This is a genomic window from Pseudomonas gingeri (genome assembly GCF_013386165.1).
In the GTDB taxonomy this organism is placed as follows: Bacteria; Pseudomonadota; Gammaproteobacteria; order Pseudomonadales; family Pseudomonadaceae; genus Aquipseudomonas; species Aquipseudomonas gingeri_C.
Genome location: NZ_JACAOS010000028.1, coordinates 265,302 through 287,529, shown reverse-complemented (window position 1 = coordinate 287,529; position 22,228 = coordinate 265,302). Strand labels below are relative to the sequence as shown.

Sequence of the window (22,228 nt, the reverse complement as noted above, 5' to 3'; positions counted from 1 at the left end):
CGGACGCTGAACGAGCACGCCGGGCCGGTGCCTGTACGTCAATCGACGGTTTTTGCCGGGCAACGCAAAACGCCGCGGTTAAGCGGCGTTTTGACGTGCAGGTGAAACGCTTGAATCAGTTTTCGGCGACGGCGTTCTTCGCCAGGATGGCGTTGGCCAGTTCCATGTCGGTGGCCTTCAGGTCCGGGTTTTCGGCCCGCAGTTTCTGCATCGCGGCTTCCAGGTAAGGGCCACGGATGCTGCCATTGCTGGCAACGAAGCTGCCGGCGTCATCCTGGGCCGCGACCACCAGCTTGTGGTCCTTGAAGGTCAGGTAGGTCGAGCCGGTGGTAGCGCCAGAGGAAATGACGTCACGCCAGAAGCCGTCGGCCATCGCTGCGCCAACGGGGAGGGAAAACAAGGCAAAGGCGACAACTGCTGTTTTGAGACGCATGAGAGTAACTCCGGTGGGGGTATCTGCAAGGTTTGATTGTTGTTGTCACGCCGGAGTTCCATCGACCTCATGACTCAATTTTTTCCACCTTCAGTGTACTGCCGTCCTGGCCGATCACCCGAACCTGGGTGCCCACCTCGCTGTCCGGCCCGGTGGCCATCCAGACGCTGTCGCCGACCTTGATCTTGCCGCGTCCGGCGACAATCGCAACATGCACCACAAAAATCCTGCCGAGCAGATCATGCCCGCGCTCATTGAGCCCCGGCTGGTCGCTGGGCCGGGCGTTGCTGCGCTGGCGCTTCCACCAAAGCCAGGCGGTCAGCAGCGACAGCACGCCGAACAGCACGAGCTGCAAGGTCCAGTGCAGGTCGGGGATCAGGAAGGTCAGGACGCCCACGGCCGCGGCGGCAATCCCGACCCACAGCAGGTAACCGCCGGCACCGAATATTTCGAAAATCAACAGCAGCGTGCCGAGGGCCAGCCAGTCCCAGAACGACAGGTGTTGCAGGAATTCCCACATGGGCGTTGCCTCAGGGTTTCTTGCTGTCGAACGTGGCCTTGACGATCTCGCCGATGCCACCCACCGCACCGATCACCTGGCTGGCTTCCAGCGGCATCAGGATCACCTTGCTGTTGTTGGCCGAGGCCAGTTTGCCCAGGGCATCGATGTATTTCTGCGCGACGAAGTAGTTCACGGCTTGCACGTTACCTTTGGCGATGGCCTCGGAGACCACCTGGGTCGCCCGGGCTTCGGCTTCGGCCTGACGCTCACGGGCCTCGGATTGCAGGAAGGCCGACTGTCGGGCGCCTTCGGCTTCGAGGATCTGCGCCTGCTTCTTGCCTTCGGCGGTGAGAATCGCCGAGGCACGCAGGCCTTCGGCTTCGAGGATTTGTGCGCGCTTGACCCGCTCGGCTTTCATCTGCCCGGACATGGCCGCCATCAGGTCGGCGGGCGGGCTGATGTCCTTGATCTCGATGCGGGTCACCTTGATGCCCCACGGCGCGGTGGCTTCGTCGACGGTGCGCAGCAGGCGCTCGTTGATGGCGTCGCGCTGGCCGAGCATGGCGTCCAGTTCCATGGAGCCGAGCACGGTGCGGATATTGGTCTGCAACAGGTTGCGGATGGCGTGTTCGAGGTTATTCACCTCGTAGGCGGCCTGGGCGGCGTTGACCACCTGGAAGAAGCACACGGCGTCGATCTGCACCGTGGCGTTATCGGAGGTGATGACTTCCTGGGGCGGAATGTCGAGCACGCTTTCCATGACGTTGATCTTGCGCCCGATGCGGTCCATGACCGGGATGATGATGTTCAGGCCCGGCTTGAGGGTGTTGGTGTAGCGCCCGAAGCGCTCCACCGTCCATTGATAACCCTGGGGCACGACCTTGAAGCCCATGAATACCAGGGCAATGGCCAGGCCGACGAAAAGCAGGAGTACGCTACCGATTTGCATGACAATTCCCTGTTGCAGTGTTTATCGAGACGGCGGTTACCTTGAGTGTAACGGGGCTGGCGCGGATAAAAAGTGTTTACTCGGCGCCGGACGCATGGCGTGACACTTTCATCAGCGTTGCTCGCTCTGCGGCGTGACCCGCAACACTTCCTCGACGGTGGTCAGCCCCGCCGCGACCTTCTGTGCACCGGACAGGCGCAGGCTGCGCATGCCGTCCTTGAAGGCCTGGCGACGCAGGGCCAGGAGGTCGGTGTCGGCATGGATATGCGCCTTGAGGCCGTCGTTCAACACCAGGATCTCGTAGACCCCGGCGCGCCCGCGATAGCCGGTGTCGCGGCATTCCAGGCAGCCGACGGCACGCTGGGCGCCACCCGGCATCGGCGCCTGCCAGGGCCGCGTCAGGCTTTGCCAGTCCTCTTCTTCCAGCTGGGTCGGCGCCTTGCAGTGCGGGCACAAGGTACGGACCAGGCGCTGGGCCATGACCCCGAGCACCGTGGCCTTGATCAGGTAATGCGGCACGCCCAGTTCCAGCAGGCGGCTGATGGCGCTCGGCGCGTCGTTGGTGTGCAGGGTCGAGAGCACCAGGTGCCCGGTGAGTGCGGCCTGGATCGCCATTTCGGCGGTTTCCAGGTCGCGGATCTCGCCGATCATGATGATGTCCGGGTCCTGGCGCATCAGGGCGCGCACGCCGCTGGCGAAGGTCAGGTCGATATTGTGCTGGACCTGCATCTGGTTGAAAGCCGGCTCGATCATCTCGATCGGGTCTTCGATGGTGCAGAGGTTGACCTCCGAGGTCGCCAGCTTTTTCAAGGTGGTGTACAGCGTGGTGGTCTTGCCCGAGCCGGTGGGGCCGGTGACCAGGATGATGCCGTTGGGCTGGCGGGTCATTTCCTGCCAGCGGCGCAGGTCGTCGGCGCCGAAACCCAGTTGGTCGAAATCCTTGAGCAGCACTTCCGGGTCGAAGATGCGCATCACCATTTTCTCGCCGAAGGCGGTGGGCAGGGTCGACAGGCGCAATTCGACTTCGCCGCCGTCCGGGGTCTTGGTCTTGACCCGGCCGTCCTGGGGTTTGCGTTTTTCCGCGACGTTCATCCGGCCCAGGCTTTTCAGGCGGCTGACAATCGCCATGGTCACCTGGGGCGGGAATTGATAGACGTTGTGCAGCACGCCGTCGATGCGAAAACGCACCGTGCCCTGCTCGCGGCGCGGCTCGATATGGATATCGCTGGCCCGTTGCTGGAAGGCGTACTGGAACAGCCAGTCAACGATATTGACGATATGGGCATCGTTGGCGTCCGGCTCCTGGTCGCTGGCGCCGAGGTTGAGCAGTTGCTCGAAGTTGCCCGGGTTGTGGCTTTTCTGGTCGACCAGGCTGGCGCCGCTGACTGATTTGGCCAGGCGGAAAAACTCCACGGTGAAGCGCTGGATATCCACCGGATTGGCCACCACCCGGCGAATCGGCAGCTTCAGCACATGGCTGAGATCGGCCTCCCAGGCCCGCATATGGGGCTGGGCGCTGGCGATGGTCACGCCTTCGCGGTCGACCGCCACCGCGAGAATCTTGTGGCGCTGGGCGAAGGCGTAGGACATCAGTCCGGTGACCGCGGCCACGTTGATCTTCAGCGGGTCGATGCGCAGGTACGGCTGGCCAGCGTGACGGGCCAACCAGAGGGTCAGGTTTTCCAGGTCCAGGGGTTTGCCGGGACGGCTCAGGTCGGCCAGTTGCTGGCTGGCGATGAACTCCAGCGGATGCTGCTGGGTATCACGGGAGGTGCGCCGAGTGGCCAGGGTCTGCTCGGCCGCTTCCTGGCTGATGAAACCCTGGGTCACCAGTTCGCGCAGCAGATCGTTGAGATCCAGCCAGCGATCCTGGGAAAGTGAGGCGACGGACATGCGGGCTCCTATGCGGTCGGTCCTGCAATCAGCGATCCAGACGTAGTCCCTGTCTGATCGTCAATTGCCAAGAATAGACGCGAGGCTGCCTGACGTTGGCGTCGATACCAAGACAAAGATTGCGATTCTTTTCAAAAAACCTTCAGCCCGCCGCCTGTGCGCTGTGCAACTGTGCACCCTGGGCCGGTTGCAGGGCCACGGAGCAGACGCAAATCAGGTTGCGCATTTTCTCGGCAATCACCTGGGCGCGGTGCCAGCTCAGGCCGTCCAGCACGATATCGATCGCCAGCAGCCCGTCGTCCTGTTGCGCCTGCACCTGTTGCGGGGTCAGGCATTGCAGGGCAAACAGGTTCAGCAGGCGACAGAGCAGGTCCGGCTCGGCTTCGGCGAGCACCTGGTAACGGACCTGGCAGTGGGGGTTGCCGGCCGCCCAGACATCGGCACGGGTGGGAGCGTCATGGAGGGCTTCGGGAGAGGGCATGGTGGATTTTCCTGGGGCAGCGTGCGGGATAGGCTGGAGAAATTTTTACACGCCGAGCCGGGTATTTCTTATCTATGATGGGCAAATATCGTCTGATCAAGACATGATCTATTCGCCAATATCCGATTAGAGGGGTTTTTTATGCAAGGCGAGCTGGACACCTACGACCGCCGCATTCTGGCCTTGCTGCAGGAGGACGCTTCGCTTTCCAGCGCGCAGATTGCCGAGCAGGTGGGACTCTCCCAGTCGCCCTGCTGGCGGCGGATTCAGCGGCTCAAGGAAGAAGGGGTGATCCGTGCCCAGGTGACCTTGCTCGACCGCAAGAAAATCGGCCTCAACACGCAGATCTTCGCCGAGGTCAAACTCAACGCCCATGGCCGCTCCAACTTCACCGAGTTCACCGAGGCGATTCGCGGTTTTCCGGAAGTGCTGGAGTGTTATGTGCTGATGGGCGCAGTGGATTTCCTGCTACGGATCGTCACGGCGGACATCGAGGCCTATGAGCGATTTTTCTTCGAGAAGCTGTCGATGGTGCCGGGGATCCAGGAGGTCAACTCCATTGTTGCCCTGTCCGAGATCAAGTCCACTACGAGCTTGCCAGTGTTGCGCCCGGCCTGAGGGCTTATTGGGCGAAGGCGTCCTTGACGAACACCAGGACCGGTTTTTCGTCCTGGGACAGGAGCAGCACCGTGTAGCGCTCTCCCGACTCCAGCTGGCCCAGGTTCAGGGGCGCGGTAGCCAGGGTGCCGTCGCAGAAGCCCTGCACCGACAGTTGCACCGGGTTGACGTCGCGTCGCTCGAGCAGGCCGGGGTTCACGTCATTGAAAATCGCCTGACCCTGCCGGCCTTCGCGCTGCAAACCGCCACGGGTACAGTCGGGATCGGCGTTGATCAGCGCCAGCGACGCCTGGAGACGATTGAAGTCCTTCGGTTGCTCGCGCACGGTCAGCAGCTCGAAGCCCTTGTCGCCGGGCACCACGACGAAAGTGACGAACTCGCCGGGGGCCAGGTTCAAACTGACGGGCACGCTGACGCCGGCGCTGCTCAGGGCGCCCGTGACCGGTTTGTCGGTGGGCACCGCGGAGAACTGCGAAACGATTGTGGGAGCCAGCGTCGAAGGTGTCTGTTGGCCCTCCGGGAGCACGTCGAGAGGCGCGCCCAGAGCATTGACGAAGCGAATGAAGCCCGAGTCCTGGTTCGGCCCGGTGGGGTAGAGTGCGGTATCGGCGTGGGCGGCAGCGAAGCTCATCAGCGTCGTCAGAGCCAAGAGCAGTTTGCCGGACCTGTTCATTTTTCGACCGCCTTGAGCGCCGGTGCCTGCAACAGCGCCTTGACGATGTCATCGCTCCAGGTCCGATAGCCGGTGCGGGTCAGGTGTTGGCCGTCAATGGTCGCCCACTGGCCTTTGGTGGAGAACTGCAACGAGTCGATGTAGCTGCACGGCGCGACGTTTTTTGCCAGGAAGTCCGACATCGTCTTGACCCGTTCGTAGGTCTTGCCGTACATGCCGCCTTCGCTGCCCCAGTTCGGCCCGACCCAGACGCAGGGCGTGTGGTGGGCGGCGATGGCCTTGACCAGGCTGTCGGTCTGTTTCCAGATCCAGGCCTTGGGGAAACTCGGTTTGTCGTAGCTGGCCATGGTATCGCCCATGACAATCAGGGTGAGATTGGGTTTGTCGCTGTCGAGCAAGTCGCCGATCGGCCGGGTCGACGCGCCGCTCAGCACCGTGGCCTCGGCCGTGCCGCGGCGCTCGGAACCGCCGCAGGGGCTCGGCGTGGCCTTGAGCCAATCACCGGCATTGGCCCCGCAGATCCCCAGGGAATGGACCTGGGCGCCCTGTCGGCTGAGGGCGTCATGCAACGGGTTGAGCAGAAAGTCCGGGGTGGCCAGATGGCTGTCGCCGATGATCAGGATCGTCAGGCCCGCGAGGACGGATGAGGTGGCCACGGTGCACGCTCCCTGGAGTCAGTTGGAGTAAGGCGAACGATAGGGGCTGACCGGCAACGCCATGGGCCCGGTCATCTTCTCGAACAGGTAACGCAGGTACAGCTCGGCGTTCACCTGACGGTAATCCTGGGCGTTATCCACACCCAGCGAACCGCCAAGCAGCACGTTTGAACCGAGCCGGTATTCGCCCGCCACATTCAGGTTGTAGCCGATGCCGGTGCTGCTCTGGCCCGGATACGAGAGGTTGTTGGCGGCCTGCTCGGCGGGGTGGCCGGGAAAGTAGTCGGCGCCTTTCTGGTCGATATGCTGGACCCCCACCGCGCCGCTGAGCTTGTAGGTGAAACGATCGGAGCGTTGCGACCAGGTGATCGGTACCGCCATGGAAAAGAACGTCTGCGGGCTGAAGTAGCCGCCGTGGCCGTAGGTGAAGAAGCCCTGGTTGTTTTCGTAGGACAGGGCCGTGGTACTCAGGCCTACGGTCAGCTTGTCGTCGGGTTGGTTGTCCAGGTACCAGTAGATCCCGCCGCCCAGTTCGGCGCGGGTGTTGGACTCGACGTTGTTGCCGACCAGCTTGTGCAGGGCGCCGTAGCCGTATACCCCGACTGCCTGGTCGTCGTAGCCGAGCTGGGCACGTCCGCCGTTGGCGGTCACGCCACCCCAGGTCACACCGGTGCGGCGGTCCTCGGTCCCGGCGAAGGAAGTCACGCTGTCGGTGACCGGGCGCCGCGAGAGGGCGATGCTGTAGTGCATGTTCGGGCTGGACACCAGCGGCTGGTCCAGGCTCACGCCGCCGATCACGGTGTTGTAGGTGAAGCCCACGGGGCTGACGCCGATATCGGCCTTGATGCCGTGCTCCGGGTTTTCCACTGCCACCGCCAGGCCCACGCCGTTGGCCTGCTGCGAGCCGGGAGAACCGCTGGCCAGGCCGCTGCCGAAGCGCGTGAGGCTGTCACTCTGGACACTGCCTGCGTGCAGCGAGACCGGCGTCACCCGCAGCGCCACGCGATTGTCACCGGCGGGCAGATTGGCCTCGAAGGGCGTTTCGACATCGGTCAGTTTGCTCAGGCCCGATTCATTGTTGTTGCTGCGCACGCTCAGGCCCTGGGCGATATAACCGCTGCGCTCCTGGAGAATGTCATTCAGGGCCAACTGCGCGGGGCTCAGGTCCGCACGAGAGGGCTCTGTTGAGCTGCGCCCGGGGGCAAAGGGATTGGCGCTCGACGCCGGGTCGCTGTCCAGGCCGCTGTCGGGCACGGCGTCCGAGGAACTGTAGAGCTGCGGGCTCATGGCCGGGTCGGGTGGCATCGTATCGGCGGCCTCGCTGCCCGGTCTCAGCGGGTCTTCGCTACGGGCCGCGGCGCGGCGCGAGGGTCCGGTCTGATTGCGGAAGGGGTTATCGCTGTCGTCGTCGAGGTTGTCGAGGGGCTGGCCGTCGCGACGTTGGCCGCCTTCGATGGCCACGGCCTGGCGCAGCAGCTCGGCGGCTTCGGCACTTTTGCCCATGGCACGGTAGGTCCCGGCAGCGCTGATCAGCACTTTCGGCACCCCCGGCTTGAGCGCCAGGGCGGTCTTCAGGGACTTGTCGGCCTGGGCATAATCGTGGTCCTGGGCGGCCAGGCTGGCCACGCTCAGTTGCAGGTCGGCATTGCGCGGGTCGTTCTGCAACAGGGGCTTGTACAGGGCCATGGCCTTGGCGTTATTACCGTTGGCGGCATACATCCGCGCCAGCGCCGAGATCGCCTGGGTGTCGTGGGGGTATTGCTTCAACGTCGGCTTGAGCAGGTCGTAGGCCCCGGCCAGATTGCCTTTCTCGCGCAGTTGGTCGGCCTGTTTGATGCGATAGAGTTTCACCAGCTCGGCATAGTGTCGGCGGTCGCTGTCGTTGAACCGCGCCCCTTGCAGGGAGCGCAGGATGTCCGCGGCATCGTTGTCCTGGTCGGCCTTGAACAGGATGTCGGCGTAGAGCAGTTGCAGCCTGGCGTCGGGCGTGGGGGAGCGCTCCACCAGGTCGCGCATCAGCGCCACGCCTTGCTGCGGCTGTCCGGCGTCGATATAGGCCGAGGCCAGGATCGCCACCCGATCAGGCTTGCCGGCGGTCAGGACCTGGCTGCGGGCCAGCAGCGCCTGGGCTTCCTGGCGCTGACCGCGCCTGAGGTTGTCGACGGCGGCTTCGGTCTGGACATGCAGGGCGATCTCCTTGCCCAGTTCGTCCATTTCGCGGCTGCGCCTGGCTGGCGGGATACGCGCCAGGCTGGCCTGGGCGTCCTGCCACTCGCCCAACTGCACCGCGAGCAAGGTCCGGGTATACAAGGCGTCGGGCTGATCGGGGTGGCGTTTGAGCAGGTCGTTGACCTGGTCCTTGGCTGCCTGGGTGCGGCCTTGTCTCAGATAGATGCGCGCCAGGGAAAAGCGCGTCCAGGTATTGCCCGGATCGTCCACCAGCGCCTGGCGGTAGGCTTGCTCGGCGGCGGGCAGGTCGCCGCGTTGTTCGGCGAGCCGCGCGACCTGGGTGGCGCGCAACGAGCGGATGGAGACGGCGGCGCCCAGGCGGGCCTGGTCCGCCGGCGGGATCGAGTCGATCAGCTTGAGCGCTTCTTCGGCTTTGCCCTGCTGCGAGAGCACCGCGATCAGCCCGCTCAGGGCCTGGGGGTCGTCGCGATGACTGGCGAGGATGCGCCGGTAGCTGGCCTCGGCCTGGGCCAATTGGCCTTGCTCGGCCTGCAAGTTGGCGAGCGCCACCTGGCTGGCCGGCTGGCCGGGGTTCTGGCTGGCAGCCTGTTCGATCATCTTTCGCGCCTGGTCCTGGCGCCCGGCTTTTTGCGCCGCGCTCGCGCCGGCCATCAGCCGCCAGTAGCGGACGTTGTCCAGCGCCTGTTTCCAGGGGCGCCCGCCGGGCTGTTGGGTGGCCCGCAGGAGCAAGTCCTCGGCCTCGTTCAGCCGGTCCTGCTTTTGTCGCAGGATGCCCAGGCCGCCGAGGGCGTCGGGGTCGTTGGGTTTTTCCTTGAGGCGTGTCTGGAACGCCTGCTCGGCGGCGGCCAGGTCGCCGCCTTCGAGTGCCTGCAGGCCTTGGGCGTCTTGCGGGTCGCGTTGCCAGGCGGGCGCTTTGCGCACCGGCGTCGCGGTGCTGCGGGCGAGGGTCTTGCCCTTGTTCATCAGGTCGCGGATTTCCTTGTCGTCCGGGTGTGCGGCGAGGAACTGCTCGAACAGCGGGACTTGCGCCGGCGACGGCGGGCCGATCCAGGTCAGGGCGAAGCGCCAGGTCTCGTTGGCGTCACCGCCGACCTCCTTGTCCTTGGCCAGGACCGCCAGGCGGCGGATGCCTTCGGCCCGGGTGTCGAGGTTGCGGACCATGTGCTTGGCCAGGAACAGCGCGACGGCGCGGTCATCCGGGCGTTCGCGCAGCAGGCGTTCGAGACCGGCGCGGGCCTCCTGCTCACCGCCCTTGGTGTAACCCAGCAGGTAGTAATACTCGCGGGCCAATGAGCCCTGGGGTTGGCGCCCGTTGAGCAACTGGCGGTAGATCTTCACCGCGTCGGCGTACTTGTCGGCGTCCACCAGTTGCCGGGCCTGGGCCAACAGCCGGGCCTGGTCATCGCTGCCCAGGGCAATGTCCTGTTCGAGTTGCTGGGCCTGGCGGGGCTGCGGCACCAGTGCCTGCAACCGTACGAGGTATTTTTTCGCTTCTTCCGGCCGCTTCAGCTGGACGTTGCTCAGCCCCAGGCCATAGAGCGCTTCCGGTTGATCGGGGGCGATCAGCAGCAACTTGTTCCAGGCGTCGATGGCCCGGTCGGGGTTGTTCTGCGACTGCCAGTAGCGCCCTTGCTCGATCAGTTGCGCCTGTGGATCCTCGGCCCTGGCCTGCAGGGCGGGGCTGGCCAGGGCAAACAGTAACGTCAGGGTGAGGGTATGGCGCATGCCTGTTCTCCCGCGCCGCCAATTCACGACAACCGCCGTTTGGCCTGGGCCCGCAGTCCCAGGAAGATCAAGGCGCAGAGCAGCACGAAGCCGATCAGGACGGCGAGCAGCATCCCGCTCAGGTGCCGCGACAGCAGCAACTGCAAGTGCCGGAACCAGCCCAGGTGGCCGACGTAGTACGGCTGGTCGGCGGTCAGGGTGGTGATCTGCTTGTCCTGGATCACGGCCAGGCGGCCCTGGATCAGATCCTTGTAGTCATCGCCACCGATCATCGCGGCGGTCACCTCGACCAGGCGCGCCGGGTCGCTACTGGCGACCACCACCACACTGCGACCACTTTTGAGCGGCGACTCGAAGCCCGCCAGGTAAGGCGTGCCTCTGCCCGACCAGGCCAGGGTGGTGCGGGTCTTGCGCAGCGCCGCTTGCGAGTCGGGGCTGAACCAGTCGTGAATGCGCAACGCCAGGTCGCTCAGGTCGAAGAAATGCCGGCTGCCTTCGCTACGGGCCGGCAACGCGTCGGCCCATTGCTTGAGCAGAGGCTGGTCGTTGCCGGTGGCGAACACCAGCAGGTCCTTGTCGCCGGCCGACTCGACGTCGCGGGCCTGGATCACCTGCAGGCCGGTGGCGGGATAACCGGTGGATTCGCCGAAACGCCCGAGCACGGTGAGGAAGGCGCTGAGGGCGGCGGGCTCCTGGTTGTCGGGCATCACCACGGCGGTCTCCGAGAGGTCGGCCAGCCGGGTAAAGGGGAAGCCGCTGTCGCGGAACTTGCCCAGGTCAGGCATCGCGGTGTAGTGGTCGAGGCCGCTCAGGTCGAGGGTCGAATCGCCTTCGATCTGGCCGCGCATGTCTTCGACGATGACGTCCCGGCATTCGCCTTGTTTGACATAGTCATACAGGTAGCGCATTTGCAGCTGCGACTCGAAGGTGGCGATGTCCAGGGGCAGGTACATGCTGGCTTCACGCGGCAGGCTGTCGTCTTTTTTCAGCCAGTCGAGCAGGTCCGGGCCGCCGTTGAGGTTGGGGATCGACGGCAATTGCATCGAGCGGACCAGGTGGTCGTTGAGGTGGACCAGCAGTGCCGAGTTGGTCGAGAACTGCTGCGGCGTGTAACGGTATTTGAGCAGCAGCGGAGCGCCGCGTCCGCGCCATTCGAACAGGTCCGGCGGCAGGCGCAGGGGAATGATGATGTCCTCGGGGCTGTAGCCGGAGACATGCAATTGCCGGGCGTCGACCAGTTCGCCGAGCTTCACCGGCCGGTCGGTCGGCAGCCAGTTGGGCGCGTCATAGGGCACGCGCACCGGCAGCGGGTCGAGGTGGTCGATCAGCGCGGTGGCGCCGGACATCGACTGGCTGCCCAGGGCGACGGCCATGGCGGCGGTTTTCAGCTCGGCGTCGTTGCGCCCGCTGATCACCAGCAACTTGCCATAGGGATCGTTGGGGTTGGTCATCATGGTCACGCTGGGGCCGCTGGGCGGATTGCTCGACAGCTCGCCCAGCGCCAGGGTTTCGCGGTGGGTGACGAAGACAATCGCATTGCCCTTGGCCGGCAGTTGCCCGACGCTGGCGGGGAAGGTCGCGGTGCGGTAGCTGGCCAGGGCGCCGAACTTGGAGGAGAGCGCCGCGGCGGCTTCCAGCTTGGCGGGGCTGGGGTTGCTGTCAAACACGAAGGGCAGGACCAGCGGGCGCGCATCGTGGCGGTCGAAAAACGGCACCGGCAGCAGGGCCAGGTCGTTTTTCAGGACGATGGGCGAATACTGGATATTCAACTGGCTGTCGTTGCTGACCCTGGCCCACAGGCTCGAGTGCAACGGGTCTTCGCATTGCATCGTGTAGTGCCCGATCAGTTGCAGGTCCAGCCGGTTGAAGTCGGTGATCAACCGCGCGGGGATTTCCACCACCCGCTCCAGGTCCTTGCCGGCCTGTTCCCGGGGCAGTGGCAGGCTGGCGGCGACCTTGTCGTTGACCAGCACGTTGATCTGCGACAGCTCGGGCAGCATCAGCGCCGAATAGCCGTAATGCAGGACCACCTGGACGCCGGTCACCACCTGGTCGGCGCGAATCCCGAAGTCGACGCTGTCGGTCGACTCGACGCCGCGCAGGTACAAGGGGTCGCGGCGTCCGAGTTGCTTGAAGGTCAGGCTGTAGCTGTTCTTGTCGCCGACGCTGACCTGGGGTTGGCTGGTGACGGCCGGGCCGGTGTGGTTATCGGTCTGTGTCACGGCGTTGCCAAGGCCCGGATAGACGCCGCAGCAGACCAGCAACAGGAGGGCGTAACGAATGCAGCGTCCATCGCTGCCAGCGGAGAATGTCGGGCTCATGGCGTGTCCAGGGCAGGTGCTGAGGAAGAGTGGCCGGAGCGCCGCCGTTCGAGCGCCTGGCCGGGTAATCTGAGGGTTGCCTTGAGCAACTCGGAGAGGCCATGGGCGGCGATGACGCTGATCGCGCGCAGGGCCATGAGCGGTGAGTCGGGGACGCTGGTGCCCCAGTTCCGCGCCCAGGTATCGGCGCGCGAAAAGGTCAGGTGGACCAGGTCGCTTTGCTGGCTCAAGGTCATCGGGTCGAAGCGGATGCCGACCGTATTGTCGCGGCTGAAGACCACGCTGGCGTCGAAGTGATAGTGCTGCTTCTGGCGAAACAGCGAGACCCGCAAGGGGGTGCCGAGGGGAATCGATTGACCTTCCTCCAGCTTCAGGCCCAGGCCGCGTTGCGAGAAATCCTGGGTGAGGCTGTGATACTCGGTGCCGTCGGCCAGCCGCAGGCCGACCGGTAACTTCGCCTCGACCCTGGGTTCGGCCCGCACCTGGCGGGTTTCGCTGGCGACCGCGATGGCCGCGGCGCACATGATGGCGTTGTACAGGGCCCAGACCTGGTTGAGCAGCACCGTTTCATCGGTGGTGACGTTGGCCCCGAGATAGTCGTAGACCCCGTACACCACGGCGGCGATGTTCAAGACCAGTAGCACGATGTAAGGACGGGCCATCTTCCAGTCGAAGAACCCATGGTGCAGGTCGCCGCCCTTGTCCGTGACGTTGAAGTGCCCGGATTTGGGCTTGAGCAGGCCCATCAGCACCGGGGTCAGGATGTACCAGGCCAGCACCGTTTCGTAGACCTCGTTCCAGTACGAATGGCGGAAGCGTCCCTGGATGCGCGAGTTGGTCAGGTTGGCCAGCAGCAGGTGCGGTGCGGCATAGGCCGCCACCATCAAGGGCGCCGCGTGGAAGATCTGCGCGCCGAACACCAGGTAGGCCAGGGGCGCGGTGAGAAACACCAGGCGCGGGAAACCGTAGAAGAAGTGCAGCATGGCGTTGCTGTAGCAGATGCGCTGGCCGAGGGTCAGGCCGCGTCCGAGCATGGGGTTGTCGGTGCGGAAGATCTGCGTCATGCCACGGGCCCAGCGCACGCGTTGATTGATATGCCGCGAGAGGTTTTCCGTGGCCATGCCGGCGGCTTGTGGCAGGGCCAGGTACGCGGTGTTGTAGCCGGCGCGGTTGAGTTTCAGCGAGGTATGGGCGTCCTCGGTGAGGGTGGTTTCGTCCATCCCGCCGATGGCTTCCAGCGCTGCCCGGCGCATCAAGGCGCAGGAACCGCAGAACATCGCGGCGTTCCACAGATCATTGCCGTCTTGCACCAGCCCGTAGAACAACTCGGCTTCGTTGGGGACCGCCTGGTGGGTCTTGAGGTTTTTCTCGAAGGGGTCCTGGGAAAAAAACACGTGGGGGGTTTGCAACATCGCCAGCTTGGGGTCCTTGAGAAACCAGCCCATGCTGATTTGCAGGAAGGAACGTGAGGGCACGTGGTCGGCGTCGAAGGCGGCAATGTATTCGCCGTCGGTGACCTTGAGCGCCGCGTTGAAATTGCCGGCCTTGGCATGCAGGTTGTTGTCGCGGGTCAGGTAGTGGGCGCCGACGCTCTCGCAGAACAGCCTGAACTCCTCGCGGTGGCCGTCATCCAGCACATGGACCTTGAGCTTGTTTTCCGGCCAGTTCATCCGCAGCGCGGCGAACACGGTGATCTTGACGATCTCCAGGGACTCGTTGACGGTGGTGATGAACACATCGACCGTGGGCCATTGGGTCGGTTCTTCACTGATCAGGATCGGCCGGCGCTTGAGCGGCCAGGCGGTTTGCACATAACCGAACACCAGCACCATCAGCGCATAAAGCTCGGCCAGCACCAGGGTGTAGCCGAACAGCATGTCGTGGAAGTTCTCCAGCTCCAGGGTCTCGGTCAGGCGCCAATACATGTAGCGCAACGAGGCGATCAACGACAGGCTGATCATCGCGATGATCGGCAGGTGACCTTCGAAGCGCCGCAAGACCAGCACCGCGAGCACGCAGGCAAGGCCGAACAGCGCTTGCTGGAGCAAGTCCGCGGGGGCACTGATCACCCCCGCCAGGACCACCGCGCAGAGTATCGCGGCACACAGGAGCACGCCCAGGCGCAGGGGTTGTGACCATTGGCGAGTGTGACGCAGGGAGCTGCCGAGCAGGCGTTGGACGCGGCGTTCGAAGGTCATGGGTGCTGTGACTCCAGCAGGTCGTGGAGTTTGTCGGCGATTGCCAGGATGTCCTGGCAGCCACGGGATTCGGCGGACTGCTCGAACGGATTGCATTCGTAGGCCAGCGCCTCGGCGATCGCGTCGTCCCAACTGACCGTGCCCAGCCATTGCGCCTTCAGTTGATTTTCGAGGATCTGCGCGATATCCACGGACAAGGCATGGGCGTTGTCCACGCCGTTGATCACGAACCAGCAACTCGCCGGTCTTTCACCACCCAGGTGGGGCTTGATCGTGGTGATCAAGCGCTCGAGCGCCGCGTGGGACGCCGCGTCGGGCCGCACGACGGCAACCACCAGGTCGGCCATGTGCAATGCCTGCTCCTGATAGAGCGTGCTGCCGGCGGGGGTGTCGATGATCAGTGTGTCGTGCTCGCCGAGGGCCAGTTCGTTGAGGTGGCGGGCCAGCCAGTGCGGGTCGTCTTCGAGCTGGCGTTCGAGGCTGTGCAACTGTTGCGGATCGTTCTCGCCGAAGGCCAGGAGCCGGGTGTTGGCGTAGCCGATTTGCACGAGATCGCGCCAGCTCTGCTGTTCCAGGCTGGCCTGGCAGATGCCTTGTGCCGGTGGGTGGGCGCCGAGGTGATGGTATTGCGCATTCTGCGGGTCGAGTTCAAGGACCATGGCCTGGCGTTCGGCGCTGTTGAGCAGGATCGCCAGCAAACTGGCCAGGGTGCTGCGGCCGACGCCGCCACGGGTCGAGACCACCGCGACGATCCTGCCGGGAACCTGGGTGGCGAGGTTGGGTTGAGCAGGTTGCGCGGTCTGCGCCTGGCGTTGGCGGGCGAGGTCGTGGAGCAAGGTGCGCAAGGACGGGCTTGCGGTTTTTTCAGGCGCGACGGCATCCGCCTGGACGGGTTGTGGCGAGGCCGGTTCGAGCGGTGTGGGCGCTGGCGGTTGGGGCGCCGCAGGGGGAGGCGCTGGCGTTTCGGTGAAGGCCCGGGCCACCTCGATTTCCCGATAGCGGTCGGCCTTGGCGCCGAACTTTCCCATCAGGTTCGCAACATCATCGTCGTCATCTGAAGGCTGCATGACAGCACCCATCCGTACCATTCTAAGAAAATCTTGAAAGGGGACAGATACGGCTAATCACACAATGCCGTCGTGCTACATGCCTACCGGGCGGTGAGGCAAACGATGGTGTTCTTAAAGGTGTCGCCTGAACGTCTTGCGATAGAACCTAAGGCACTTAGTGTTAATCCAGAGTGCTTTATTGATCTATCAGGTTCAAATGTAGACCAGATTTACCGATGCAAGAAATTTTCGGTGGGTCTGATGTCGAACAGCGGGCGGCGGTACGACAGGTGTGGCACGTTTACCTGTAGGAGCCGGCTTGCCGGCGATGGCAATTTTTCAGGCGACAACAATGTCGGCTAGCAGATCGCATCGCCGGCAAGCCGGCTCCTACAGGTGATCGCGTTGGCGAGGGGTTACAGACGCAACAAGGTCTTCCAGGCACGGCTCTGGAACACTGTCAGCGCTTGTTGCACACGAGCTTCCAGCACTTCATCGCTGATGTCGGTCTCGGCCAGTTGCGCCAGCTTGTTCATTTCACCGAACAGGCGATCCAGTTCCGGCAACTCCAGCACGCCACGGGCCAGATGCAGCCAGGCCTGGATGCGCTCGATACGCGGCAGTTGTTCGGCCAGATCTTCCGGTTGCTGCTGGTAGCGTCCCAGTTGCAACGCGGTCGCTTCCTCGGCCAACAGCCGTGGCAACCAGTTCTGCAACTGCGCCGCACCCTGGCGATCGCCACGGGTGGTGCGTTCGGCGGTCCAGCTACGGGCCAGCAACCAGCGCGAGGTGTTCAGGGAAAACAGGCCCCAACGCACATCTTCCAGTTCTTCAAGGAACTGTTCCGGCGCGGCCTTGCGCACGTCTTCGTCTTCCAGGCCGGCATTGATCAGCGGGCGCCAGTCTTCCAGCAGCGCATCCAGGGTGCTGCGCAGTGCGCTGGTGGATTGCCGTGGCGCGGCCTGGCCGAGGCTGCCGAGCAAGGCGCGCAACTCGATCAACTGCGCGACCCAGTCCTGCAGCAGGCGCCAGTGACCATTGAAGCGGTATTGCTCGGCCAACCGCTGGCTGCTGGCCAGCAAATGCCAGCCGAGTGCGGCGAATGCGTCGTCCAGGGGCATTTCGGCGGTCAGCTGCGGGGCCGGCAGGCTCAGCGAATAGCTGTTGGCATCGAACAGGCGATAACCACGTTCGGCCTTGCTGATATCGCAAGGCATCAGCGCCAGTTTCTCGGCCAGTTCGGCGGCCAGTTCCAGCAGCGCTGCTGGTTCGCCTTCGCGCAGTTCCAGTTCCAGCTCGCAGATTTCTTCCTTGTGCTTGCCGGCGATCACAAAACCCAGGTCCAGGGCGGCTTCGATCACCACCTTGGCCTTGCCGCGACCCCAGGCGATTTCGGCGCGTTCGCGGACGAAATCGGTGGTGAAGATCGGCTTCAGGGTTTTCTTGTCCAGCTCGGCCAATGTTTCGGGCCAGCATTCGCCGTCGAGTTTTTTCACATCGAGCTTGGCCTTGGCCAGGTGCCAGTCGTACTCGTTGCGTTCCGACAGACCGGCAACGCTCTGGCCGCGGGTCTTGAGGGTCTGGATCACTTCTTCGCCGTCACGGCGCAGGCGCAGGGCGACCTTGGCCTTGGCCAGGTCACGCTCGGGGGTGTCGAAATACTGATTGGTCAGCTCGCGACGTTCCCAGCCACTTTTGTTGCGTTTTTTCAGCAGCGGGTGCTCGCGCAGGGCGGCGAGGGTTTCGCGGCTGACGCGGAGTTTGATTTCGGTTTCTTTCTGCATGGCCGGAAAATCCAGGATCGGGAGCGCAGCCGGGGGAGAAGGGGGCTGCCTAGGCCGTGCAGTGTACAGGACTCGCGGGCGGCACGCGTCGCGACGGTTTATTCCAGGCGCCGGATGGCTCTATGATGAGCTTCGCGTGTAGGAGCGAGCTTGCTCGCGATGAGGCCGGCACGTCAGGCGCTGTCCTCAAAACCACCATCGCCGGCAAGCCGGCTCCTACACCGGCGATATGTGAGCCGCAGCCGTCCAGCGAATCAAGGAGCAAGCCCATGCCGTTGCCGTCGATGAAAGATCAATTCGCTGCGCTGATTGCCGCGCCGTCGGTTAGTTGCACCCAGCCCAGCCTGGATCAGTCCAACCGTCCGGTGATCGACCTGTTGGCCGGTTGGCTGGGCGACCTGGGGTTCAGTTGCGATATCCAGCAGGTCAGCCCCGGCAAGTTCAACCTGCTCGCCAGCTTCGGCAGTGGCCCTGGCGGCTTGGTGCTGGCCGGGCACAGCGATACCGTGCCGTTCGATGGTGCGCTGTGGCAGACCGACCCGCTGAAACTGACCGAAGTCGATGGCCGCTGGGTCGGCCTGGGCAGTTGCGACATGAAGGGCTTTTTCGCCCTGGCCATCGAGGCCGTGATTCCCTTGCTCGACCAACCGTTCAAGCAGCCGCTGCTGATCCTCGCCACCTGCGACGAAGAAAGCTCCATGTCCGGCGCCCGGGCCCTGGCCGAAGCCGGTAGGCCGCTGGGGCGTGCCGCAGTGATCGGCGAACCCACGGGCCTGAAGCCGATCCGCCTGCACAAGGGTGTGATGATGGAGCGCATCGAGATTCTCGGCCGCAGCGGCCACTCCTCCGACCCGAGCCTGGGCCATAGCGCCCTGGAGGCCATGCACGATGCCATCGGCGAGCTCAAGGGCCTGCGCTGGCAATGGCAGCGCGAATACAACAACCCGCAATTCAGCGTGCCCCAGCCGACCCTGAACTTCGGCTGCATCCATGGCGGCGACAACCCCAACCGCATTTGCGGCCAATGCTCCCTGGAATTCGACCTGCGGCCCCTGCCGGGCATGGACCCGAGCGTGCTGCGGGCGGCGATCCGCGCCAAGCTCGAACCCCTGGCGGAGCGGCACCAGGTCAAGATCGACTACGCGCCGTTGTTCCCCGAAGTGCCGCCGTTCGAACAGGCCGCTGACGCGGAGCTGGTAACCGTCGCGGAAAAACTGACCGGTCATCGCGCCGAGGCAGTGGCATTTGGCACTGAAGCGCCTTATCTTCAGCGCCTGGGTTGCGAAACCCTGGTCCTGGGGCCGGGTGACATCGCGTGTGCGCATCAGCCGGGGGAATACCTCGAAATGTCACGTTTGCAGCCTACCGTGCATCTACTACGTGAATTGATTCAACATTACTGCTTGAGCCCGGCCGCAACCTTGCGTTAAATGCGCGGCTCATTGATTTTTTCCAGATTCACTTTTTGAGAGACCAAGGAGAGCGCGCGTGTCGCCAAGCCTGTTCCGACGATAACCAACAGCCCGTTGTGCGTTTTTGACGTTGCACCTCTTTTCTATTGGCTGTTTTTTATACAGGTTCAGGTTTTATGCCCGATTACGTGAATTGGCTTCGCCATGCGTCTCCCTATATCAATGCCCACCGGGACTGCACCTTCGTGGTCATGCTGCCCGGCGACGGTGTCGATCACCCCAACTTCGGCAATATCGTCCACGACCTGGTGCTGCTCCACAGCCTGGGCGTGCGGCTGGTGCTGGTGCACGGCTCGCGTCCGCAGATCGAAAGCCGCCTGGCGGCGCGTGGCCTGACTCCGCATTACCACCACGGCATGCGGATTACCGATGCGGCGACCCTGGAATGCGTGATCGATGCCGTCGGCCAACTACGGATCGCCATCGAAGCGCGTTTGTCCATGGACCTGGCGGCTTCGCCGATGCAAGGTTCGCGGCTGCGGGTGGCCGGCGGCAACCTGGTGACGGCGCGGCCGATCGGCGTGCTCGAAGGGGTCGACTATCACCACACCGGTGAAGTGCGTCGGGTCGACCGTCGGGGTATCAATCGCCTGCTGGATGAGCGTTCCATCGTTTTACTGTCGCCGCTGGGGTATTCGCCCACGGGGGAAATCTTCAACCTGGCCTGTGAAGACGTGGCGACCCGTGCCGCGATCGACCTGGAAGCGGAGAAACTCCTGCTGTTTGGCGCTGATCACGGCCTGATCGATGAAAATGGCAAACTGGTCCGCGAGCTGCGTCCGCAGCAGGTCCCGGCGCATCTGCTGCGTCTGGGTAGCGATTACCAGGGCGAGTTGCTGGATGCGGCGGCCCAGGCCTGCCGTGGCGGCGTGGCCCGCAGTCATATCGTCAGTTATGCCGAGGATGGCGCCCTGTTGACCGAGCTGTTTACCCGTGACGGCGGCGGTACGCTGGTGGCCCAGGAGCAGTTCGAACTGGTACGCGAGGCGGCTATCGAGGATGTCGGCGGTTTGCTTGACCTGATCAGCCCGCTGGAAGAGCAGGGCATTCTGGTACGGCGTTCGCGGGAAGTGCTGGAGCGCGAGATCGAGCAGTTCAGCGTGGTGGAGCGCGAAGGCATGATCATCGCGTGTGCGGCGTTGTATCAGATTGCTGATTCAGAGGCGGGGGAGTTGGCGTGCCTGGCGGTGAACCCGGAGTATCGCCATGGCGGTCGCGGCGATGAATTGCTGGAACGGATCGAGACCCGGGCGCGGGCGCAGGGGTTGAAAACCTTGTTCGTGCTGACGACCCGTACGGCGCACTGGTTCCGTGAACGCGGTTTCGAGCCGAGCAGCGTGGAGCGGCTGCCGAGTGCGCGGGCTTCGCTGTACAACTATCAGCGTAATTCGAAGATCTTCGAAAAAGCCCTTTGACACCGCTGCATACCCTGTAGGAGCGAGCTTGCTCGCGATGGCGTCCGCAAGGACAGCGCAATGCTCAAGGGCCTCATCGCGAGCAAGCTCGCTCCTATATACAGGGATCGCGTCGAGCCCGGCGGTGCGTTGACGGGCAAGACGGTACCTACGGGTTGCGGAGTCTGATCAGTAACTCACAGCCAGAATGCTCGCCTGGTACGAGCCGACAAACACGTCGAAATCCCCCACCTCGTTCTGCTCCAACTCAAGCTGTTGCACCAGGGACTTGCGGGCTGCGGCTTCGAAGCCGGCCTGCTCTTCCTTGCTCAACGGTTGGCTACGGAAGAACTCGGCATGGGCCCGGCTCTGGCGCATCGAGAACTGGGCGAAGCTTTCCTTGTGCTGGGTCATGCTCGCCAGTACCTGGGCCGATGGTGTCAGGGACGAGTCCTTGACCTTGGCGAACTGCTCCTCCAGGGACTTGCCATGGCTGTCGCCACCGTGGCTGCGATCGAGCAACGCCGCCAGCGGCGCGATCTTCTCGAGCAACTCGGCTGCCCATTCCTTCAGGCCCACCGCCTCACCCTGACGCTGCAATTGCAGGCCCGGACGCCGACCTTCCTTCACCACGCTGAGGAAGTTCGAGGTGGCATTGCCGCACTCGTTGTTTTCGAACAGCGGGCTGTCGTTCAACGCGCAATACAACAGGAACGCATCGAGGAAACGCGCCTCGGTCAGATCGATACCGGTCGGCAGGAACGGGTTGATGTCCAGGCAACGCGCCTCGACATACTGCACGCCACGGGCCATCAGCGCCTGGATCGGCCGCTCGCCGGTGTAGGTCACGCGCTTGGGGCGAATGTTGGAGTAGTACTCGTTTTCGATCTGCAGGATGTTGGTGTTGAGCTGTACCCACTCACCATCCTTGTGCGTGCCGATCTCTACGTAAGGTGCGTAGGGAGTGGCCACCGCCTTGCGCAGGCTGTCGATGTAGCTGTCCAGATCGTTGTAGCACGGCGTCAGGCCGGCCTGGGCGTTGCTCTGGTAACCCAGGTCGCTCATGCGCAGGCTGGTGGCGTAGGGCAGGTACAGCGTATCGGCGTCGAATTGTTCCAGCGAATGGGCCCGGCCGCGCAGGAAGCCGGCGTCCAGGGCCGGCGAAGCACCGAACAGGTACATCAGCAGCCAGCTGTAGCGCCGGAAGTTGCGGATCATCGCGATGTAGGCCAGCGACTGGTAGTCGCGGTCCGTGCCGACGAACCCTTCGGCCTGCTTGAGCACAGGCCAGAGTTGCTCCGGCAGCGAGAAGTTGTAGTGGATCCCGGCAATGCACTGCATGGTCTTGCCGTAGCGCAGGGCCAGGCCCTGGCGGTAGACATACTTGAGCTTGCCGATATTCGAGGTGCCGTAATAGGCGATCGGAATATCTTCTTCCGCCGGCAGCGGGCAAGGCATCGACGGGCTCCACAGGTACTCGTTGCCGAGCTTGCTGTAGGCAAAGCGATGGATCTTGTCCAGGCTGGCCAGGGTGTCCGCCGGATCGGCCAATGCCGGAGTGATGAACTCCAGCAGCGACTCGGAATAGTCGGTGGTGATCTGTTCGTTGGTCAGGGCGGAGCCCAGCTCTTCAGGATGTGGCGTCTGCGCCAGACGAGCAACGTCGGTGACGCGCAGGCATTCACGCTCGATGCCGTGCAGGCACTGTTCGAGCAGAGAGAGGTGGTCGCGCTCGCCGAGCAGAGCCAGGCGGCGGTTGAGAAGTTCGCTCAAGTTGGATTCCTTCACGCGTCGGTCGCCCCAATATGGGGGTGGGCAAGACGGTCTACAAGGGTGAAGTTGAGAACTGGCGTGGTCGCCTGGTAAATATCAGAAAACGCCGACACTTCC

Annotated in this window: 16 protein-coding genes; 3 read left to right on the top strand and 13 right to left on the bottom strand. The window is 63.9% G+C overall.

The window, feature by feature from the left end; translation table 11 throughout:
• Positions 1 to 115: 115 nt before the first annotated feature.
• The 5 genes from HX866_RS31850 to HX866_RS31830 form a co-directional block, all read right to left on the bottom strand.
• Positions 116 to 433 carry a DUF2388 domain-containing protein gene (locus tag HX866_RS31850; RefSeq protein ID WP_177098185.1) on the bottom strand — a complete coding sequence of 106 codons (318 nt, stop codon included), beginning with the start codon at positions 431 to 433 and terminating at the stop codon, positions 116 to 118.
• A gap of 67 nt (positions 434 to 500) precedes the next feature.
• Positions 501 to 953, bottom strand: a complete 453-nt coding sequence (locus HX866_RS31845; RefSeq protein ID WP_177098186.1) for an NfeD family protein — start codon at positions 951 to 953, stop codon at positions 501 to 503.
• Positions 954 to 963: 10 nt separating this feature from the next.
• Complete coding sequence (locus HX866_RS31840; protein WP_177098187.1) at positions 964 to 1,884, bottom strand: SPFH domain-containing protein; 921 nt, start codon at positions 1,882 to 1,884, stop codon at positions 964 to 966.
• Between the two features lie 111 nt (positions 1,885 to 1,995).
• Positions 1,996 to 3,777: a GspE/PulE family protein gene (locus HX866_RS31835; RefSeq protein ID WP_177098188.1), complete on the bottom strand. Its 1,782-nt coding sequence runs from the start codon at positions 3,775 to 3,777 to the stop codon at positions 1,996 to 1,998.
• A 142-nt stretch (positions 3,778 to 3,919) separates the two neighbouring features.
• Positions 3,920 to 4,258, bottom strand: coding sequence for a hypothetical protein (locus HX866_RS31830; protein ID WP_177141108.1), 339 nt, complete (start codon positions 4,256 to 4,258; stop codon positions 3,920 to 3,922).
• A 141-nt stretch (positions 4,259 to 4,399) separates the two neighbouring features.
• On the opposite strand from HX866_RS31830, the gene HX866_RS31825 reads away from it, so the two are divergent.
• Entirely contained in the window at positions 4,400 to 4,876 is a 477-nt protein-coding gene (locus HX866_RS31825) for an Lrp/AsnC family transcriptional regulator (RefSeq protein ID WP_103495529.1), read from the top strand.
• 4 nt (positions 4,877 to 4,880) lie between these two features.
• On the opposite strand, the gene HX866_RS31820 is transcribed toward HX866_RS31825, so the two are convergent.
• The 7 genes from HX866_RS31820 to HX866_RS31790 all read right to left on the bottom strand — a co-directional run bounded on the left by HX866_RS31820 (position 4,881) and on the right by HX866_RS31790 (position 17,472).
• Positions 4,881 to 5,549: an alginate O-acetyltransferase AlgF gene (locus HX866_RS31820; protein ID WP_177141107.1), complete on the bottom strand. Its 669-nt coding sequence runs from the start codon at positions 5,547 to 5,549 to the stop codon at positions 4,881 to 4,883.
• Positions 5,546 to 6,205, bottom strand: coding sequence for an SGNH/GDSL hydrolase family protein (locus HX866_RS31815; RefSeq protein WP_177124317.1), 660 nt, complete (start codon positions 6,203 to 6,205; stop codon positions 5,546 to 5,548). The genes HX866_RS31820 and HX866_RS31815 overlap by 4 nt, the downstream gene beginning before the upstream one ends.
• Positions 6,206 to 6,223: 18 nt before the next feature.
• A complete protein-coding gene (locus HX866_RS31810) occupies positions 6,224 to 10,120 on the bottom strand; it encodes a cellulose synthase subunit BcsC-related outer membrane protein (RefSeq protein ID WP_177141106.1) in 3,897 nt (1,298 codons plus the stop codon).
• A 23-nt stretch (positions 10,121 to 10,143) separates the two neighbouring features.
• Positions 10,144 to 12,441 (bottom strand): cellulose biosynthesis cyclic di-GMP-binding regulatory protein BcsB, encoded by a 2,298-nt coding sequence (gene bcsB / locus HX866_RS31805; protein ID WP_177141105.1) that lies wholly within the window; start codon positions 12,439 to 12,441, stop codon positions 10,144 to 10,146.
• A complete protein-coding gene (gene bcsA, locus HX866_RS31800; RefSeq protein ID WP_177098194.1) occupies positions 12,438 to 14,639 on the bottom strand; it encodes a UDP-forming cellulose synthase catalytic subunit in 2,202 nt (733 codons plus the stop codon). Before bcsA ends, bcsB begins: the two co-directional genes overlap by 4 nt.
• Positions 14,636 to 15,706, bottom strand: a complete 1,071-nt coding sequence (bcsQ, locus tag HX866_RS31795; protein ID WP_177098195.1) for a cellulose biosynthesis protein BcsQ — start codon at positions 15,704 to 15,706, stop codon at positions 14,636 to 14,638. The genes bcsA and bcsQ overlap by 4 nt, the downstream gene beginning before the upstream one ends.
• 398 nt (positions 15,707 to 16,104) lie before the next feature.
• A complete protein-coding gene (locus tag HX866_RS31790) occupies positions 16,105 to 17,472 on the bottom strand; it encodes a CYTH domain-containing protein (protein WP_177105053.1) in 1,368 nt (455 codons plus the stop codon).
• A gap of 269 nt (positions 17,473 to 17,741) precedes the next feature.
• Here HX866_RS31790 and argE point away from each other — a divergent pair, with 269 nt between their 5' ends.
• Entirely contained in the window at positions 17,742 to 18,902 is a 1,161-nt protein-coding gene (argE, locus tag HX866_RS31785; RefSeq protein WP_177098197.1) for an acetylornithine deacetylase, read from the top strand.
• 158 nt (positions 18,903 to 19,060) lie between these two features.
• Complete coding sequence (gene argA / locus HX866_RS31780; RefSeq protein ID WP_177098198.1) at positions 19,061 to 20,359, top strand: amino-acid N-acetyltransferase; 1,299 nt, start codon at positions 19,061 to 19,063, stop codon at positions 20,357 to 20,359.
• Between the two features lie 168 nt (positions 20,360 to 20,527).
• On the opposite strand, the gene gshA is transcribed toward argA, so the two are convergent.
• The gene (gene gshA, locus HX866_RS31775) at positions 20,528 to 22,111 is read right to left on the bottom strand and encodes a glutamate--cysteine ligase (RefSeq protein ID WP_177105052.1); all 1,584 of its coding nucleotides are present in this window, start codon (positions 22,109 to 22,111) and stop codon (positions 20,528 to 20,530) included.
• Between the last annotated feature and the right edge of the window lie 117 nt (positions 22,112 to 22,228).